At 51.9% G+C, this 16,127-nt stretch carries 15 protein-coding genes; 11 read left to right on the forward strand and 4 right to left on the reverse strand.

Features of this window, described 5'->3' with window-relative positions:
- Window positions 1-44: 44 nt before the first annotated feature.
- Window positions 45-773 carry a YebC/PmpR family DNA-binding transcriptional regulator gene (locus Q4C79_RS04650; protein WP_303089862.1) on the reverse strand — a complete coding sequence of 243 codons (729 nt, stop codon included), beginning with the start codon at window positions 771-773 and terminating at the stop codon, window positions 45-47.
- A gap of 736 nt (window positions 774-1,509) precedes the next feature.
- Between Q4C79_RS04650 and Q4C79_RS04655 the strand changes: the two genes are divergently transcribed.
- Window positions 1,510-2,850: a sugar porter family MFS transporter gene (locus Q4C79_RS04655; protein WP_303089863.1), complete on the forward strand. Its 1,341-nt coding sequence runs from the start codon at window positions 1,510-1,512 to the stop codon at window positions 2,848-2,850.
- A gap of 112 nt (window positions 2,851-2,962) precedes the next feature.
- Here Q4C79_RS04655 and tsaD read toward each other — a convergent pair whose 3' ends face one another.
- Window positions 2,963-4,036 carry a tRNA (adenosine(37)-N6)-threonylcarbamoyltransferase complex transferase subunit TsaD gene (gene tsaD / locus Q4C79_RS04660; protein ID WP_303089864.1) on the reverse strand — a complete coding sequence of 358 codons (1,074 nt, stop codon included), beginning with the start codon at window positions 4,034-4,036 and terminating at the stop codon, window positions 2,963-2,965.
- A 134-nt stretch (window positions 4,037-4,170) separates the two neighbouring features.
- Window positions 4,171-4,830: a CDP-alcohol phosphatidyltransferase family protein gene (locus tag Q4C79_RS04665; protein WP_303089865.1), complete on the reverse strand. Its 660-nt coding sequence runs from the start codon at window positions 4,828-4,830 to the stop codon at window positions 4,171-4,173.
- A 266-nt stretch (window positions 4,831-5,096) separates the two neighbouring features.
- Here Q4C79_RS04665 and queC point away from each other — a divergent pair, with 266 nt between their 5' ends.
- From queC to Q4C79_RS04685, 4 genes are read left to right on the forward strand one after another with little or no spacing between them, the layout of a single operon-like run.
- Window positions 5,097-5,753, forward strand: a complete 657-nt coding sequence (gene queC / locus Q4C79_RS04670; RefSeq protein WP_303089866.1) for a 7-cyano-7-deazaguanine synthase QueC — start codon at window positions 5,097-5,099, stop codon at window positions 5,751-5,753.
- Window positions 5,750-6,172: a 6-carboxytetrahydropterin synthase QueD gene (gene queD, locus Q4C79_RS04675; RefSeq protein ID WP_085365053.1), complete on the forward strand. Its 423-nt coding sequence runs from the start codon at window positions 5,750-5,752 to the stop codon at window positions 6,170-6,172. Before queC ends, queD begins: the two co-directional genes overlap by 4 nt.
- 3 nt (window positions 6,173-6,175) lie before the next feature.
- Window positions 6,176-6,547 carry a DUF1304 domain-containing protein gene (locus tag Q4C79_RS04680; protein ID WP_303089867.1) on the forward strand — a complete coding sequence of 124 codons (372 nt, stop codon included), beginning with the start codon at window positions 6,176-6,178 and terminating at the stop codon, window positions 6,545-6,547.
- Window positions 6,544-7,176, forward strand: coding sequence for a 7-carboxy-7-deazaguanine synthase QueE (locus tag Q4C79_RS04685; RefSeq protein WP_303089868.1), 633 nt, complete (start codon window positions 6,544-6,546; stop codon window positions 7,174-7,176). The genes Q4C79_RS04680 and Q4C79_RS04685 overlap by 4 nt, the downstream gene beginning before the upstream one ends.
- 130 nt (window positions 7,177-7,306) lie before the next feature.
- Here Q4C79_RS04685 and metF read toward each other — a convergent pair whose 3' ends face one another.
- The gene (gene metF / locus Q4C79_RS04690) at window positions 7,307-8,146 is read right to left on the reverse strand and encodes a methylenetetrahydrofolate reductase [NAD(P)H] (RefSeq protein WP_303089869.1); all 840 of its coding nucleotides are present in this window, start codon (window positions 8,144-8,146) and stop codon (window positions 7,307-7,309) included.
- A 316-nt stretch (window positions 8,147-8,462) separates the two neighbouring features.
- Between metF and ubiB the strand changes: the two genes are divergently transcribed.
- The 6 genes from ubiB to tyrS all read left to right on the forward strand — a co-directional run bounded on the left by ubiB (window position 8,463) and on the right by tyrS (window position 15,810).
- Window positions 8,463-9,974, forward strand: coding sequence for a ubiquinone biosynthesis regulatory protein kinase UbiB (gene ubiB / locus Q4C79_RS04695; RefSeq protein ID WP_303089870.1), 1,512 nt, complete (start codon window positions 8,463-8,465; stop codon window positions 9,972-9,974).
- Between the two features lie 146 nt (window positions 9,975-10,120).
- Window positions 10,121-11,353 (forward strand): O-antigen polymerase, encoded by a 1,233-nt coding sequence (locus Q4C79_RS04700; RefSeq protein ID WP_303089871.1) that lies wholly within the window; start codon window positions 10,121-10,123, stop codon window positions 11,351-11,353.
- A gap of 154 nt (window positions 11,354-11,507) precedes the next feature.
- Entirely contained in the window at window positions 11,508-12,599 is a 1,092-nt protein-coding gene (gene ychF / locus Q4C79_RS04705; RefSeq protein ID WP_303089872.1) for a redox-regulated ATPase YchF, read from the forward strand.
- 79 nt (window positions 12,600-12,678) lie between these two features.
- The gene (locus Q4C79_RS04710; RefSeq protein ID WP_303089873.1) at window positions 12,679-13,215 is read left to right on the forward strand and encodes a hypothetical protein; all 537 of its coding nucleotides are present in this window, start codon (window positions 12,679-12,681) and stop codon (window positions 13,213-13,215) included.
- A gap of 453 nt (window positions 13,216-13,668) precedes the next feature.
- A complete protein-coding gene (locus Q4C79_RS04715; protein WP_303089874.1) occupies window positions 13,669-14,205 on the forward strand; it encodes a glycine zipper 2TM domain-containing protein in 537 nt (178 codons plus the stop codon).
- A 306-nt stretch (window positions 14,206-14,511) separates the two neighbouring features.
- Window positions 14,512-15,810, forward strand: a complete 1,299-nt coding sequence (gene tyrS / locus Q4C79_RS04720) for a tyrosine--tRNA ligase (protein WP_303089875.1) — start codon at window positions 14,512-14,514, stop codon at window positions 15,808-15,810.
- Window positions 15,811-16,127: the final 317 nt, after the last annotated feature.

Raw genomic sequence — 16,127 nt, forward strand, 5'->3', positions numbered from 1 at the left:
GCGAAGTTATCGGGCGGTTTGCCGCTGCGGATAAGATAAGGGGTTTATTCGGGTAACTCAAGTACCGCAGAGGTGTAAACGTTTTGTACGTCGTCCAAATCTTCCAGCGCATCGATCAGTTTTTGCATTTTGACCGCATCCTCGCCGCTTAATACGGTTTCGTTTTGCGCGCGCATGGTGACGTCGCCGTCTTCGGAACGGAAACCGGCCGTTTCCAGCGCGGCTTTTACGCCCGCCCAGTCGGCAGGGGCGGTAATCACTTCGATGATGCCTTCGTCGTCGACCAATACGTCTTCCGCGCCGGCTTCCAGCGCCGCTTCCATCAGTGCGTCTTCATCAGCGCCGGTAAACACCAGATAGCCTTGGTGTTGGAACTGGAAGGCCACGCAGCCGTCGGTGCCCAAGTTGCCGCCGTTTTTGTTGAACGCATGGCGCACATCGGCGACGGTGCGGGTTTTGTTGTCGGTCATGCAGTCGACCATCAGCGCCGCGCCGCCGATGCCGTAGCCTTCGTAACGCAGCTCGATGTAGTCGGCACCTTCCAAATTGCCGGTGCCTTTGTCGATGGCGCGTTGTACGTTGTCTTTGGGCATATTGGCATCCCAGGCTTTGTCCATCGCCAGGCGCAGGCGTGGGTTGGAGGCGGGATCGCCGCCGCCCAAGCGGGCGGCGACGGTGATTTCTTTGATCAGACGGGTGAAGATTTTGCCGCGTTTGGCATCGACTCGGGCTTTTTTGTGTTGGATATTCGCCCATTTACTATGGCCGGCCATGTGATTTCCTTAACAGTCTATTAACGGGGTGGGTGTGCGCTATCCGGTACGCCGCAGCGGGCGCCGGATACTCAAAAACGGGTACGGCGGCTGTGCAAAGCGCAACAAACGGCGGTACGAAGTGCGCTATTTTATCATAAGCGCTTGGGCCGTTACAAAAAGGGGCAGGCCTGTCTGAAAAGAGGCAGATTTGTTTTCAGACAGGCATTGGCAAAGTTTCCCCATTTATCGGCAATTTTGCAGAAACCAGAATAAGGGCATGATTAGCTACCGGATATCTTGAAATGTAACCGAATAATCGATTGGGTAAGGAAGTGTTGCGAATTTTAGCGTAGTGTAAAGACACTAGGGTCTGTCGACAATTAACGCAACGGCGGTGTTTTGGGTCAAAAAAACCCGTCTGCGGCGTTAAAAATGCTCGCAAGGTGTTCAACCTTGCTGTGCTTTTTGCCTTGCATACGCGGTTTTTGTCTCAAAAAACCGCTTCGCCGGTTAATTGTCGACAGACCCTAGAATATTTAACGGGATAAGCAGCCGTATGCGTTTTCCCGACCATAATAAGCAGGTTAAAAAAACCGGCACTGTTTTTCCATCTGCCCGGGTTGAGCAGCCTCAACTTAGTGATGCCCGGCCTTTCTCTTCAAGCACCTACAATCGTAAGATGTCTGCTCGGTTTCCGACCGGTTGGCTACGCCTGTGCCGGTTTGTCTCTAATGAACCAAAAGGTCGCTTCATAATGAATCAGTCTAAAATCCTGTTTTGGTCGATTACGGTCGCGCTGGCCGGCTTTCTGTTCGGCTTCGATACGGTGGTGATTTCCGGTGCCGAGAAATCGCTTTCCGAAATGTGGGGGCACTATACGCTCTTTGGCAGTGCCAGTTTGTTCCATGGTGTGGTGGTGATGTCTTCCGCGCTATGGGGGACGGTAATCGGTGCGATGTTCGGTGGCTGGCCCACCGATGCGCTGGGCCGTAAAAAAACGCTGATTATTATCGGCGTGCTGTATACCGTTTCGGCGGTCGGTTCGGCGGTGGTGTCGGATCCTTGGTCGTTTGCCTTTTTCCGCTTTATCGGCGGCTTGGGCGTAGGCGCGTCGACGATTGCGGCACCGGCGTATGTTTCGGAAATTGCGCCTGCCGAGCGCCGCGGCCGCTTGGTGGCGATGTATCAGTTCAATATCGTTTTCGGTATTCTGATCGCTTTCTTGTCGAATTATCTGTTTGCCAATGCCGGTTTGGGTGATATGGCTTGGCGTTGGATGATCGGTATCGAGGCACTGCCGGCCTTTATTTACACCTTGATGGTGATGACGGTGCCGATGTCGCCGCGTTGGCTGATGATGAAAGGTCGTTACGACGAGGCGCGTGCGGTGTTGCGCCAGATTGACCCTACCCGCGATTTGAATGAGTTGATCGAAGCGGGCAAAGAAGATGCGAGCCACGGCAGCGAAAGCATCTGGCTGGGCAAATACCGTTTGCTGGTGTGGTTGGCGGTTTTGGTGGCGTTTTTCAACCAGTTCTCCGGTATCAATGCTTTCCTTTATTATGCACCGCGGATTTTCGAAATCGCCGGTTTGGAAAAGGACGCCGCTTTGTTCAGCAGCGTAGGCGTGGGCGTGGTGAATTTGGTCTTCACGCTGCTGGGCCTGTTGCTGATCGATAAATTGGGGCGCCGTACTTTGATGTATATCGGCTCTTTCGGCTATATTATTTCGCTCGGCCTGATTTCGTTGGCGTTTTTGCAAAGCTGGAGCGGTACCATCGTACCTTTCCTGTTCTTCCTGTTTATCGCGGCGCACGCGGTTGGCCAAGGGGCGGTGATTTGGGTGTTTATTTCGGAAATTTTCCCCAGCCACCTGCGCGCGCAAGGGCAGGCTTTGGGCAGCAGTACCCACTGGGTATTGGCGGCGGCGATTCCGGCGATGATTCCGTTTTTGTTTGATACCATCGGCGCCAGCTCGGTCTTTATGATCTTTACCGGTATGATGGTGTTGCAGCTGTTGTTCGTGAAATTTATGATGCCGGAAACCAAAGGCGTGCCTTTGGAAGAGTTGTCCAAGCGTTTGATTAAGGAATAACGCTGTTGTTATATAAAGTATGCCTGTCTGAAAAGATTTTCAGACAGGCATTTTTGTTGGACTTTTCACATGGAAACCAATCGCAGCAAACGCGATGGCTTGAAAACGATGGTTAAACGGCTGATACCGGCGTATCGCCGCTGCGTACGATTTCGGCCAGCGGCCAGCGCGGCCGTACGTTAAAAGCGCCGGCTGTTTGTGCACCGTCGAGACGCATGGCGCCGGCGAAGGCAATCATGGCGCCGTTGTCGGTACACAGCGGCAGCGGCGGAAAGTAAACCTTTACCGGCTCCGGCTTGGCGCGCGGGCTGCGGCGGATGTGCAGTTTGCCGAGCGTTTCGCGCAGCTTCCAGTTGGCGCCGACGCCGCCGGCGACCACCAAAGTGCCAAAACCGGTTTGTTGCATCGCTTTGGCGGCTTTGGCGGCCAATACGTCGACCACAGCATCTTGAAAGGCGCGGCAGATGTCGTTGCGGACGGAATCGGGCAACTCGCCGCCGTGGGCCTCGCGCGTTTTCTGTACGGTGGTTAATACCGAGGTTTTCAAACCGGAAAAGCTCATTTGCAAATCGTGCGAATGCAGCATCGGGCGCGGAAAGTTGAAGGCATCGGGACGACCGAGTTTGGCCAGCTCGGATAAGCGTGCGCCGCCGGGATAGGGCAGACCGAGCAGTTTGGCGGTTTTATCGAAGGCTTCGCCGGCGGCATCGTCCACGCTTTCGCCCAACAGGGTGTAGTCGCCGATACCGCGTACCGCCATCAATTGGGTATGGCCGCCGGAAACCAGCAGGGCGACAAAGGGGAAGGGCGGTTGCTCGTCGGCCAGCAGCGGCGAGAGCAGGTGGCCTTCGAGATGGTGCACCGGCACCACCGGTTTGCCCAAGGCAAACGCCAGTGCATTGGCATAGCTGGAGCCGGCCAGTAAGGCTCCGCCGAGGCCGGGGCCTTGGGTAAACGCCACCGCATCGATGTCGCCATAGGAAACGCCGGCTTCTTTCAGACAGGCTTCGGTTAGCGGTACCAGCCGGCGGATGTGGTCGCGGCTGGCCAATTCCGGCACCACACCGCCGTATTCGGCGTGCATGGCCATTTGGGTATGCAACTGGTTGCCGATGAGGCCGCGTGCGGTATCGTAAAGCGCGACGCCGGTTTCATCGCAGGAGGATTCGATGCCGAGGACTAACATGAAAATACTCGAAAAATGAAAATCAAAAGAATACTATTTTAGCGGAAAACGGTCGGAAAAACGAACGCGGCCGTATGCGGTTTTCAGACAGGCATACGGTGGGTAAGAAAACGTTGAACACGATAAAGAGGATATTAAGTTTGCAAGGATTTGACCAAATGACGGATGCGGCGGCAGAAAGTCCACAGGCTGTCGAGGGTAATCAGCACCAAGGCCATGCCGAGCAGGAAATTGGTAGCCATAAAGTGATGTTCGACAGCGCCCAGCAGGCAGGTGGCGGTAAGCAGCAGCAGGCGCGGGTAGGTATCGCGCAGGTGGTTGCTGTTGTCGGCCAAGCCGGAATTGTGAAGCAGCAGGCGGGCGTAGGATGAAAACAAGGTCAGCAATGCCGCCAGCCAACCCAGCCACGCCTGGCCGATGGCATGCCCCAAGGCAACGATTAACACACTGTCGCAGAAGCGGTCGGTTAAATCACGCCACACCTCTGATAGCGGGGTAAACAGTTGTTGCTCGCGGCGGATGCCGTTTTCCAGCAAATTGCAAAACAAACGCAATTGAATCAATAACGCGCAACCGATCAGCGCGATGCTTTCTTGGCTGTGTATCAGCAGATAAGCGCCGCAGGCGGAGAAAATAATGTCCAGCCAGATGAGCTGGTAAGGCAGGATACGCTCGCTCTGGCTTAGCCAGCGGATAAAGCGCTGGAAACGCGAAGGATGGTCGGCAGGCCCCGAAGTGGTGTTGGTCATAATGAGTAGTTTGAGTTTTTTTAATGTGTTTAAAATAGTTTTCAAACGTGAATCTTACATAAATTTACGATATTGGCAATAGAGGCTGGATTAATTGTTTGGCTAAGGTGATAAAGGGTGAGCTGTTTTATTTTATTGTCATGAATTCACAAGCTTTTTATGGTCGAAATACAATGGAAAATGCCTGTCTGAAAGTTTTCAGACAGGCATAAGCAGCAGGGAAACCGTTGTACGCAAATCCTGTATAATCGCCGCTTCAATCAATACGCGGTTCGCAATCCATCCCGCGACAACAAAACTAGGAACCCGCCATGAACCCTCAAAAAGCCGTGGTCGTCTTTTCAGGCGGCCAGGATTCCACCACCTGCCTGATTCAGGCCATCCGCCGATACGGCAACGACAACGTTGAAGCCATCACCTTCCAATACGGCCAGCGCCACGCCATCGAGCTGGAACGCGCCCGCTGGATCGCCCAAGATTTGGGCGTACGCCAAACCGTGCTCGATTTGAGCCTGATGCAGCAAATCACCCATAACGCGCTAATGGACGAAACCGCCGAAATCCAAGCCCCCGCAGGCGGTGTGCCCAACACCTTCGTCGACGGCCGCAACGCCCTGTTTCTGCTGTACGCCGCCATCTACGCCAAAAGCCGTAACGCCCGCCACCTCATTACCGGCGTGTGCGAAACCGACTTTTCCGGCTACCCCGACTGCCGCGACATCTTCATCAAATCGATGAACGTCACCCTCAATCTGGCGATGGACTACGATTTCCAAATCCACACGCCGCTGATGTACCTCACCAAAGCGCAAACCTGGGCACTGGCCGACGAATTAGGCTGTTTGGACTATATCCGCGAACACACCCACACCTGCTACCACGGCGTGGCGGGCGGCTGCGGCGAATGCCCGAGCTGCGTGCTGCGCGAGCGCGGTTTAACAGAATACTTGGCGGGCAAAACAGCATGAAAATCACCAAAATCTTCACCTTCGATTCCTCCCATATGCTCGACGGCCACGACGGCAAATGCCAAAACCTGCACGGCCACACGTATTCGCTCGAAATCACCGTTTCAGACGGCCTGATCGAAGCAGGCGCCAAAGCGGGCATGGTGATGGACTTTGCCGACTTGAAAACCATTGTCAAACAAACCGTTATCGAGCCGTTCGACCACGCCTTCATCTACCACGGCGGCAACGCGCGCGAAAGCCAAATCGCCGCCTTGCTGGAGGGCTGGCAGATGAAAACCCTGCGCCTAAACCGCCGCACCACCGCCGAAAACCTGAGTGTGGAAATCTTTGGCCGTCTGAAAAGCGCCGGACTGCCCGTGTGCAGCGTCAAACTGTGGGAAACACCCACCTCGTGCGCCGAATATGAAGGAAACTAAACCATGCAAACCTTAGCAACCATATTGGCCTTAATCGTGGCCGCCGAACATTTTTATATTATGTATCTCGAAATGTGCAAAATCCCCAGCCCGCAGGCCGCCCGCATTTTCGGTCTGCCCGAAGAATTTATGCAGCAAAAGCGCGTGCAGGTGATGTTCAGCAACCAGGGGTTGTATAACGGTTTTCTGGCCGCCGGCATCGTATGGGCGCAGTTTTTCGCGCCGGAAAACACCGGCACCGAAGCCACCTTGCTGTTTCTCGGCTTCGTGATAACCGCCGCCCTTTGGGGGGCCGTTACCTCAAACAAAGGGATTCTCATCAAACAGGGCTTGCCCGCGCTGTTGGCGTTTTTGGCCGTGTGGGGCGCAGCATGACCGAAATCCGCCCCGAAAACCCCGCATACCGCATCGTCGAAATTTTCGAGAGCCTGCAAGGCGAAGGCTACAACACCGGCATGAGCGCCGTGTTTATCCGCTTGGGCAAATGCAATCTCGCCTGCGCTTGGTGCGACACCGATTACCTCACGTTCACGATGATGAACCTAGCGGACATTTTAGGCCGTCTGAAAAGTTATACCGCCCGCAACATCATCATCACCGGCGGCGAACCGACCATACAGCCTCATTTGGCAGTGTTGCTCGATGCCTTGAAATCGGCCGGCTACCGCCTTTATTTGGAAACCAATGGGTTGAATCCCGCGCCGCCGCAAATCGATTATGTGGCCGCCAGCCCGAAAGCCTGCTACGCGGCCAAGTATGAACAGCAGTGCATTGAAACGGCAGACGAAGTGCGCATCGTGGCCGACGGCGATGTGCTGGCGTTTTGCGCGACGATGGAGCAGAAAATCCGCGCCGAACATTATTATCTTTCGCCTTGCGAACGAAACGGTGAAATGAATATCTACGACACTATCCGCCAAATCGGCCTGTTAAACAGCCGCCCCGATGCCGCCGTGCATTGGCAATTGAGTGTGCAGACGCATAAATGGGCGGGGATTGAATAGGGCGGATGGAGAATCGTTTTTAGGCCTATGTTTGGCAAACGGTAATGCCTGTCTGAAAAATAGTTCAGACAGGCATTTGTTCAGACAGGCATAGGGAAAAGAATGGATAAAAAACCATTCGGACCGCTGCTTAATACCCTAGGCGCTGGCAAATCGTGGATACCAAGCCGGCTTGGTTTAGGGTATAGAAATGCAGGCTGGGCGCACCTTCGCGCAGCAGGCGTTCGCACATTTCGGTAACCACATCGAGTGCCAACGCTTTGATGGAAGCGGTGTCGTCGGCATAGGATTGCAGCTTCAGGCGCAGCCAGCGCGGGATTTCCGCGCCGCAGGTGTCGGAGAAGCGGGCCAGTTTGGAAAAGCTCGCAATCGGCATGATGCCGGGGATAATCGGGATGTCGACGCCGCGGCCCTGCACGTCGTCCACAAAGCGGAAATAAGCGTCCGGGTTGTAGAAATATTGGGTAATCGCCGAATCGGCACCGGCTTTGGCTTTGCGTACGAAATTGTTCAAATCGTCTTCTGCGCTGCGCGATTGCGGGTGGTATTCGGGATAGGCGGCCACTTCGATATGGAAGTAGTCGCCGTATTCGTTTTTAATCAGCTCGACCAATTCGTTGGCATAACGCAAGCCGCTCATGCCGACGCCGACGCCGGAGGGTATATCGCCGCGCAGTGCCACGATATGGCGTACGCCCATGTCTTTATAGGTGTTGAGCAATTCTTTGATTTCTTCGGGGGTTTCGCCGATACAGGGCAGGTGAGGGGCGGCGGCGATGCCTTCGTTCAGAATATCGGTAATCGCCTGCATGGTGCCTTCTTTGGTGGAGCCGCCGGCACCGGAGGTGCAGGAGAAAAATTCGGGATTGTATTGGCTAAGTTGCTTGCGGGTGATGATTTGTTTGGCGCGGCCTTCCGGGGTGCGGGTGGGGAAGAATTCGAAGCTGAGTTTTTTTTGCGGGGCAATCATGAAAGCGGTCTCGGAAAACGGTTTGGCAGGCACGGATGGATGCCTGTCTGAAAAAATATGAATGAGTTTGATATAGGGTATGTGCTTAAGCTATTGAAATCAAGATGAAAAATGATTTATTTTGTGAAAAATATTCTTTTTCTTTATGAATAATATTGCTGTATTTTGATTTAAAAGGAAAATTTTTGTTTGGCGGAAAATAGGTCTGATCACTTTCAGACAGGCATATTCGGCCAAACGGCAAACAGTAAGTAGGCATGCCGTTGGTGACTTTATACTATAATACGGCTTTTCCGATTGTTACAGATTACTTACCATGAAATGGCTCAAACGCTCTACCGTGATTGCCAAAACCGTCTACCGCTATGGGTTGACGGATATTTTTGCCGGCCACATCCGCCAAGGCTGGCTGCGCGCGCTGATTCAGAAATTACCGCAATCGCAACAGGAGCGTGATAAGGCTTTGCCGGTTCGCCTGCGCGAAGCGCTGGAGAGTTTGGGGCCGATATTCGTGAAGTTCGGACAGGTACTCTCCACCCGCCCCGACCTGATTCCGCACGATTACGCGCAGGAGTTGGCCAAGCTGCAAGACCGCGTGCCGCCGTTTGATGCCGAATTGTCGCGCCGCCAGATCGAAGCCTCGCTGGGGCAGCCGATTGAGGCGCTGTATGCCGAATTTGAAACCGTGCCGGTGGCCAGCGCCTCGATTGCGCAGGTGCACAAAGCCCGTTTGCACAGCGGCGAAGAGGTGGCGGTGAAAGTGCTGCGCCCCAATTTGGTGCCGGTAATCGAGCAGGATTTGGCGCTGCTGCGCTTCGGCGCGGGCTGGGTGGAGCGGCTGTTTGCCGACGGCAAGCGCTTAAAGCCGCGCGAAGTGGTGGCCGAATTCGACAAATACCTGCACGACGAACTCGATCTGATGCGCGAAGCGGCCAACGCCAGCCAACTCGGTCGCAATTTTAAAGACAGCACCATGCTGATCGTGCCCAAAGTGTATTACGACTATTGCAGCCGCGACGTGCTCACCATCGAATGGATGGATGGCACGCCGGTAGCCGATATTGCCGCTTTGAAAGCCAAAGGCATCGACTTGCGGCAACTCGCCCGTTACGGCGTGGAAATTTTCTTTACCCAAGTGTTCCGCAACGGCTTTTTCCATGCCGATATGCACCCCGGCAATATTTTGGTGGCCGACGACGGCCGCTATATCGCGCTCGATTTCGGCATTGTCGGCAGCCTCACCGATTACGACAAACGTTATCTGGCAATCAATTTCCTCGCCTTTTTCAACCGCGACTACCACCGCGTGGCCACCGCCCACATCGAATCGGGCTGGGTGCCGCCCGACACCCGCGCCGAAGAGCTGGAAGCCGCCGTGCGCTCGGTGTGCGAACCGATTTTCAACAAGCCGCTGTCGCAAATATCGTTCGGCCTGGTGCTGATGCGCCTGTTTGAAGTGAGCCGTCGCTTTAATGTCGAAATCCAGCCGCAGCTCGTGTTGTTGCAGAAAACCCTGCTCAATATCGAAGGTTTGGGCCGCCAGCTCGACCCCGATTTGGATTTGTGGGACACCGCCAAGCCGTTTTTAACCAAATGGATGAACGAGCAGGTCGGCCCCAAAGCGTTTATCCAACAACTGAAAAACGAAGCGCCCGACTGGGCGCAAATCCTGCCCGCGCTGCCGCGCAAAATCAACGCGCTGGTTGATGAAACCCGCCAGCAGGAAATGCGCGACGCCTATCTGCATCTGGTGAAAATCCAACAGCGGCAAAGCCTGTGGCTGGCCGTGATTGCGGTGGCGCTGGTGTTGATTTTGCTGTTTAAATAATTTAATAACGGCGGTAATAATGAATTTGGCATGAACAAATCATTACATAAAATAGCTATTTTGCTTACAATTAAGTGAATTGAGTTTTATAATGCAACCAAATATTAGATTTGGTTTACTCGATTTGACTTTGATAAGTACGCAATATGCTAACGATTTTTATACTTTGTATTCTGATTGCAATTACTCTATTTGGCTTATTTGTAGCCAAATTAGGCAGGTATGGCCCCTTCAACCCTTTCACGCTGTATTTCGGTGTGTGGGCGGCTATTTTTATCATCTATATGCTCTTTCAAGATGTTTATTATGCCGTTTCGGAAGAATACCTGCTGATCCAGATATGTGTGCATCTATTTGCCTTTTGCATTATGGTCGCGACTCAGTTAGGTAAGCCGATCGCCAAGTCGCAAGAGCTGCCTTACGAATATGTATTGAATAAAAAGCTGTTTACGTTGGTGCAAATTATTTTGATTCTGGCATTGCCTGAGTTTTACCAAATGGTGGTCGGCTATGCGGGGCAGAATATTTTTACCAGCACCGGTTATACACGATTACGCTATGCCTTTAATAATGAGGGCAAAGATATGGGCAGATTGGGTTATCTGTTTACCTTTGCGTTTTTGAGTGCGGCCATCGGCGTGTTTTATGCGGCGAAAAAACAATTAAATAAATGGCAAGCGGTATTGGCGGTACTGCTTGCATTGTTTTATGCTTTTCTGACTACCGGGCGTACATTCTTTTTGATGATTTTCCTTTTCACCGTTATTCCTTTGGCTTTGTTGGGCAAGATAAAGGCAAAAAGTTTGCTGGTGTTAAGCGGAGGATTATTGAGTATGTTTTTACTGGTGGCCTTGTTAACTTCCAAAGGAGCTTCGGCCGATGCATCATTCGGCGATAATATCTTGAGTTTTATCGATAGTGTGCATAACTATTTAATTGCCCCTTTTGTTGCGCTATCGCTTCAGATGAGTGATTTTAATTCGCCGGCTTTCGGTGATTATTCTTTGCGCTTTTTCTTCAGCGTACTTTCCGCTTTCGGGCTGACCAATCCGCCCATATCGCTGGTTCGGGGCTACGAATTTACGCCGGTTCCCACCAATCTCTATACCGTTTATGAAGTATACGTTCGAGACTTTGCCATAGCCGGCTTTTTTATTCCCGTATTGTTTTTACCCATACATTGGTATTTATACAAAAAAGCATGCCGAGGCAATGAGTTCTATATTATTCTTTATGCGATTTCCGCTTACCCGTTAATGACCCAAGTTTTGCAAGATCAATACATGTCTTTGATTTCAACATGGATACAGTTATTGATCGGTTGCTTCTTATTAATGAGGAAAAAGAAAAAACCGCTTGGTGAAATAACGCGCGAATAATCGGCTCACGGATAATGCCTGTCTGAAAAAACATGATTTTCAGACAGGCTTTTTAACAGATTGAATAGCGGATAGGAGAGGGCGGCATGCCAGCAAAAGGGAATCGAAATATGCTACAATCGCGCGTTAAATTTCACCTATTTCAGGAATACCCATGAGCTTAAAATGCGGCATCGTCGGCCTGCCCAACGTCGGCAAATCCACCCTCTTCAACGCGCTCACCCAATCGGGCATCGAAGCGGCCAACTACCCCTTCTGCACCATCGAACCCAACGTCGGCATCGTCGAAGTGCCCGACCCGCGCATGGATGCGCTGGCGAAAATCGTCAACCCGCAGAAAATGCAGCCCGCCATCGTCGAATTCGTTGACATCGCAGGCTTAGTGGCCGGCGCCAGCAAAGGCGAAGGCTTGGGCAACCAGTTTCTCGCCAATATCCGCGAAACCGATGCCATCGTGAACGTGGTGCGCTGTTTCGACGACGACAACATCGTGCACGTTTCCGGCAAAGTCGATCCCATTGCCGACATCGAAACCATCGGCACCGAGCTGGCGCTGGCGGACTTGGCCAGTGTGGAAAAAGCCATCGTGCGCGAAGGCAAACGCGCCAAATCCGGCGACAAAGATGCGCAAAAACTGGTTGCCCTGTGCGAAAAACTGCTGCCGCACCTCAACGAAGGCAAACCCGTGCGCTCGTTCGGCCTCGATGCCGAAGATCTGGCCATGTTGCGCCCGCTGTTCCTGCTTACCGCCAAGCCCGCCATGTATGTCGGCAACGTCGCCGAAGACGGCTTTGAAAACAACCCGCACTTGGACCGCCTGAAAGAATTGGCCGCCAAAGAAAACGCCCCCGTGGTGGCCGTGTGCGCCGCGTTGGAGAGCGAAATCGCCGAACTCGAAGACGAAGAAAAAGCCGAATTCCTCGCCGAAATGGGCTTGGAAGAGCCGGGCTTGAACCGCTTAATCCGCGCCGGCTACGATTTGCTCGGCCTGCAAACCTATTTCACCGCCGGCGTAAAAGAAGTGCGCGCGTGGACGATTCACAAAGGCGACACCGCCCCGCAAGCCGCCGGCGTGATCCACACCGATTTCGAACGCGGCTTTATCCGCGCCCAAGTGATTGCCTACGACGATTTCGTTAGTCTCGGCGGCGAAGCCAAAGCCAAAGAAGCCGGCAAAATGCGCGCCGAAGGCAAGGAATATGTGGTGCAGGACGGCGATGTGATTCATTTCTTGTTTAATGTGTAATCACTTTCAGACGGCCTGCTATTAATAAAAGAAAGGCCGTCTGAAAAATGGTTTTATTTCATGAACCGTTACCTAAAAAATGGAAAATACAGAATCACTCGAACAAGTCAAAGATTGGTTAAAATCTAGATTCAAAGCAAATGATGCTGATATGGAGGAAATCATTAAATATGATTTCGCTTTATACTTCCTTATGACTTGGAACATCTTTGAAATTTGCCTATTTGAAAAAAATTGCCAGTTAAGAAGTGCTTTAAATAATGATAAAATCAATCGATTATCTGGGTTTATCGATGATGAGTTTACCGAAACAGTTCAAACCTTTTTTGACCGATACAAAGGTAATGACAAATACGTAAAAGCTCTTTTTCACGGTAATCGAAAAAGCTCTGAAGAATATTTATTTCGATGCTTTTTGGAAAATGATTTTAATCAATTCAAGTCAACTCCATCTGACGTCATTAAGTTTACATTTTGCGTCATTATCCGTTATCGAAATAATATGTTTCACGGAAACAAGTATGTCGGCAATTGGAATAAATACAAAAAGCAAGTAATTGATTGTACCTCTATGATGCAATGGCTGATAGATAAAAGCCAACAAAATCAAACTTGAAAAATACCAAAGATTATAAAAGCGTAATGTGTAAAGGAAGATAGAAATGACCGTTCTCCAAAACCCCCAGTCGCGCGGCTTAATCTTGCAAGCCACTAGCGCTTAAGCCTTAGCTGTGTTTTATCAAATGAATAAAAGATCAGGCTCTATTGTGTTTTTTTCGATCGTTGTGTGCAATCAGTTATTTATAGCTAGCACTGACTTTGTAGCATCAACTGTGAAAGGATATTTTCAAATAGCCGGCAATTGCCGGCTTTATTAATGCCTGTCTGAAATATTTACATTCATGGTTGTAGGTAAAATGCAACGTACAAGCCATTTTTTGCGTAAACCAAAATTAAACTTATGCTAAGAGCGGGGCGGATTTTCAGGTTCCGCCGCATAATCAAGCCATCGTCAGGCGGCTTCGGCTACCGGCGCATAAACATTAAAACCAAAAAAGGAGCAGACACAATGAAAATCAGTACTCGCTTAACCGGCTTATTAACAGCGGTTGCATTGGTAGCCAGCCCGATGGCGATGGCGGAAATGAACCGTACCCAAGGTACCATCGTGGGCGCGGCGGTGGGCGGCGTGGCCGGCAGCATGATTGGCAATAATTTGGAATCGACTTTGTTGGGCGCGGCAGCCGGCGGCCTGCTGGGTAATCTGCTGGCGAAAAACAACGCCAATTACACCCGCGAAGGCTATCACAACAACCGCTATTACTACGGCGGCCGCGAATTCCGTAACCGTAAGGACTACGAAGCCTACCGCGAAGCGGTGAACCGCGATATGCTGCGCGGCAAAGAAGCGCGCCGTTATGCCAATTATCGGGATTACCGTCGCGAACACGCCAGCAAGCGCAATAATAATAACCGCTACTATATCGGCCATGGTGGCAGAGACGGTGCGCGTCAGCAAGCGCGGTACGATAACCGCCGTGGCGTACAACGACATGCTCGTTACGAGGAGCGTCGCGGTGGCGGTCGAGGGCATGGCCGTCATTAATAGGCGGGCGATATGTTTTGCAGAAAAAGAGAGCTTAGGCTCTCTTTTTTGCCGGATTAAATTCTTGATAGGCAGAGACCTTTGCAAAATTCTTTTCGATACCTGAAAACACTGGCCTCAAGCTCGAGTATGACGAGATATCAATAAATTCAGGATTAAAAACTTTTTTGCAAAGGTCTCAGGCAATATTTGGCTTGATGTTTGTCGGTGGCGCTGCCCGTTTATATAGAGCTTGGTGTAAAATACGCGTTTATTTTTATCGATTCGGCCATCTTAGGCCGGCAGCAGCTTAACAACGGAAACCACATGACCTCAGTTATCCAAGACCTCCAAGCGCGCGGCCTGATCGCGCAGACCACCGATGCCGAAGCCTTAGACGCTTTGTTAAACGAAGAAAAAATCGCGCTCTATTGCGGTTTCGACCCCACCGCCGACAGCCTGCATATCGGCCATCTGCTGCCGGTGTTGGCTTTGCGCCGTTTCCAACTGGCCGGCCACACGCCGGTTGCGCTGGTGGGCGGAGCAACCGGCATGATCGGCGATCCGAGCTTCAAAGCCGCCGAGCGCAGCCTGAACACGGCGGAAACGGTGGCGGGCTGGGTGGAAAAAATCCGCGGCCAGTTGCAGCCGTTTTTAAGTTTCGAAGGCGAAAACCCCGCCGTTATGGCCAACAATTACGATTGGTTCGGCGGCATGAACTGCCTGGATTTTCTGCGCGACATCGGCAAGCATTTTTCGGTGAACGCGATGCTGAACAAAGAATCGGTGAAGCAGCGCATTGAGCGCGACGATGCGGGCATTTCGTTTACCGAGTTCGCCTATGCGCTGTTGCAGGGCTATGATTTTGCCGAGTTAAACAAGCGCCACGGCGTGCGGCTGCAAATCGGCGGCTCCGACCAATGGGGCAACATCACCGGCGGCATCGACCTTGCCCGCCGCCTCAACAAAGCCACGGTGTACGGCCTGACCCTGCCGCTGGTTACCAAATCCGACGGCACCAAATTCGGCAAAACCGAAGGCGGCGCGGTGTGGCTGAGCGCGGAAAAAACCTCGCCCTATCAGTTTTACCAGTTCTGGCTGAAAGTGGCCGATGCCGATGTGTATAAATTTCTGAAATATTTTACTTTCTTATCGGTTGAGGAGATTGATGCCATCGAAGCGAAAGATAAAGAGAGCGGCACCAAACCCGAAGCGCAACGTATTTTGGCCGAAGAAATGACCCGCCTGATTCACGGCGAAGCGGCTTTACAGGCGGCGCAGCGTATTTCGGAGAGCCTGTTTGCCGAAGATCAGAGCAGCCTTACCGAATCCGATTTCGGGCAGCTCGCGCTCGACGGTTTGCCTGCGTTTGAAGTGTCCGGCAGCGTAAACGTGGTGGAAGCGCTGGTGTTGTCGGGTTTGGCGCAGTCGAACAAAGAAGCGCGCGGCTTTGTCAACAGCAAGGCGGTGCTGGCCAACGGCGGCGCGGTGGCGTTAAACAACCCTGATCATGCACCGGAAAAACCCGACGATGCCTATCTGTTAACCGATGCGCACAAACGCTTCGGCAAATACACCATTCTGCGCCGCGGTAAACGCAACCATGCTTTGCTGGTGTGGAAATAAGCGGATATTCCGCTTTTGATGGATGTTTTTATTCATAGCGGATTAACTTAATTTTCGCTACGTCGTTGCTGCGGCTTGCTGCCTTGTATCGAAGTAATTGAATCCGCTATAGAGAAATGCCTGTCTGAAAATGTTTTCAGACAGGCATTTTGTTAACCGGCGCCGGATTCGCGATAGCCAATCAAATTTAAAAACATGATACAACTTGATACTCGATATTTATTAATTATTTTTATTTATCAGTAATTTGGTGAATGCAAGATACTTGGATCAAATTTGGGTATAACTCAAGCGGTACGCAACGCATGATGAAATCC

Origin of the sequence: Neisseria sp. (assembly GCF_030523955.1) — a bacterium.
In the GTDB taxonomy this organism is placed as follows: Bacteria; Pseudomonadota; Gammaproteobacteria; order Burkholderiales; family Neisseriaceae; genus Neisseria.